A 2,356-nucleotide genomic window follows, 5' to 3' on the forward strand; every position below is an offset into this window, starting at 1 on the left:
TCGGCGAATGGTTCCGCCGCACCCGTCCGGGCCTGACGTTCCCCGCATGGCTGCACAACGACTGCGTGTCCGACCCGGCCGAGGACAAGTCCGCCACCCAGCACCGGGTGGAGGCCGAGCTGCGCGACCTCGCCGGACGGGTGGTCGCCGCGGACGCACCGTTCCTCGGCGCCTGCTACGGCATCGGCGTGCTCGGCGTCCTGGCCGGGGGAGTCGTGGACCGGACGTACGGCGAAGCCATCGGCGCCCTCCCCATCCGGCTGACCCCCGAAGGGGGTGCAGACCCGCTGTTCGGCGCGCTGCCGGAGGTGTTCTTGGCCTACCTGGGCCACAAGGAGGCCGTCTCGCGGCTCCCCGACGGCGCGGTGCTCCTCGCCTCGTCGGACACCTGCCCCGTCCACGCCTTCCGCCTGGGCCGCAACGTTTATGCCACGCAGTTCCACCCCGAGCTCGACCCGGAGGCGCTGTGCGACCGGATCGACGCCTACAGCGGCCACGGCTACTACGCGCCGCACGAGCGCGAATCGCTCAAGGCCGCGGCCCGGGAGGTCCTCGTCGTCGAGCCGGTCCGCCTGCTGGCCCGCTTCGTCGAGCTGTACACCCGTCCCTGACCAGTCGAGGCCTCGGGCGGTGAGGCGCTCGCCCTTCTGCGGTCGGCAGACCGGGTATGGCAGCGACGGAGTGGAAGCGCTCTCACATCCATTTGGAACGTCTCTTCCTGCCTCTTGACACGTTGTGTGACGGATGTCATGGTGTGGGCGGACTCTTTATGGAAGCGCTTCCACACCGCCCATGAAGATCTACCATCCGGCCGGGCACAGGATCCGGCGTCTCGCAGGACGGCAGGAGATCAGTGGTGTACACACCTAGAACTCGGCGAGTGCGACTCGCCACAGGGGCCTTGATGGCGCTCACTCTCGCGATGAGCGCGGCCGCGTGCGGCGGCGACTCCGGCGACGCGTCCGAGGACGGCAAGATCAAGCTGACCGTGGCGACGTTCAACGAGTTCGGCTATGAAGACCTCATCGAGGAGTACAACGCGATGCAGGACGAGGTTGTCGTGGAGCAGAAGAAGGCCGGCACGGCAAACGAGCACCAGGACAACCTCTACACCAAGTTGGCCGCCGGCTCGGGGCTCTCCGACATCGAGGCGATCGAGGTTGACTGGCTCGCCGCCCTGATGCAGGAGTCCGACGCCTTCGTCGACCTGAGTGATCCCGAGGTCGAGGGCCGATGGCTGGACTGGAAGACGGAGGCCGCCACCACCGACGACGGGGCCCTGATCGGCTACGGCACCGACATCGGGCCGGAGGGCATCTGCTACCGCTCCGACCTGTTCGAGAAGGCCGGCCTGCCGACCGACCGCGAGGAGGTCGCCAAGCTCTTCACGAGCTGGGACTCCTACTTCGACGCCGGTCGCGACTTCGTGAAGAAGGTCCCGGACGTCGCGTGGTACGACGCATCGGGAGCCACCGCCCAGGCGATGATCAACCAGGTTGAGTTCTCCTACGAGGACGCCGACAACACCGTGATCGCGGCCGACAACGCCGCGGTCAAGGACATCTTCGACACCGTCACCTCGCTGTCTGATGAGGGCCTGTCCACCAAGCTCGTGCAGTGGAGCGAGGACTGGACCGCGTCCTTCCAGGACGACGGCTTCGCCACCATGGCCTGCCCCGGCTGGATGCTCGGCGTCATCGAGGGCAACGCCGCGGGCGTCGAGGGCTGGGACATCGCCAACGTCTTCCCCGGCGGCGGCGGCAACTGGGGCGGGTCCTACCTCACGGTGCCCCAGCAGGGTGAGCACCAGGAGGAGGCGATGGCGCTGGCCAACTGGCTGACCGCCCCCGAGCAGCAGGTCAAGGCCTTCGAGGCCAAGGGCACCTTCCCGAGCCAGCCGGCTGCCCTCGAGGACCCACTCCTCACCGGCGCCACCAACGCGTTCTTCAATGACGCGCCCACCGGCCAGATCCTGGCCGAGCGCGCCGAGGCCGTGCCGTTCATCCCGCACAAGGGCCCGAAGTTCGCCGACATCAACACGGCCTTCCAGCAGGCCATCCAGCGCGTCGACGAGGGCAAGGAGTCGGCCGACGAGGCATGGGCGTCCTTCCTCGCCGACGTGGAGCGACTGGGCTGATCCCCGGACGACTGCCAGCCATGAAGCTCGATTCCGCAGCGGTGAAACCCGTCGGGGAAGCCGGTGATCCCAGCCAGGACACCGGTGCCCCGACGGGGCCGCCACCCCGGGCCAAGACCCGCCCACCCCTGACCGCCTGGGGGCTACGCCGCTCGCGGTGGGACACCAGGCTGGCGCCGTACCTCTATGTGTCCCCCTTCTTCCTGCTCTTCGCGCTCG

At 68.6% G+C, this 2,356-nt stretch carries 2 protein-coding genes and 1 pseudogene; all 3 read left to right on the forward strand.

Annotation, left to right across the window (positions count from 1 at the left end; genetic code table 11):
- Positions 1 to 611 (forward strand): glutamine amidotransferase-related protein (locus RMO85_RS10765; protein WP_310528723.1); only part of this gene is annotated, 611 nt, incomplete at its 5' end.
- Between the two features lie 293 nt (positions 612 to 904).
- The gene (locus RMO85_RS10770; RefSeq protein ID WP_310528724.1) at positions 905 to 2,137 is read left to right on the forward strand and encodes an extracellular solute-binding protein; all 1,233 of its coding nucleotides are present in this window, start codon (positions 905 to 907) and stop codon (positions 2,135 to 2,137) included.
- A 20-nt stretch (positions 2,138 to 2,157) separates the two neighbouring features.
- Positions 2,158 to 2,356: pseudogene (locus tag RMO85_RS10775) on the forward strand (hypothetical protein); the annotation flags it as partial.

It is taken from the genome of Nocardioides sp. (genome assembly GCF_031422975.1).
Taxonomy (GTDB): domain Bacteria; phylum Actinomycetota; class Actinomycetes; order Propionibacteriales; family Nocardioidaceae; genus Nocardioides.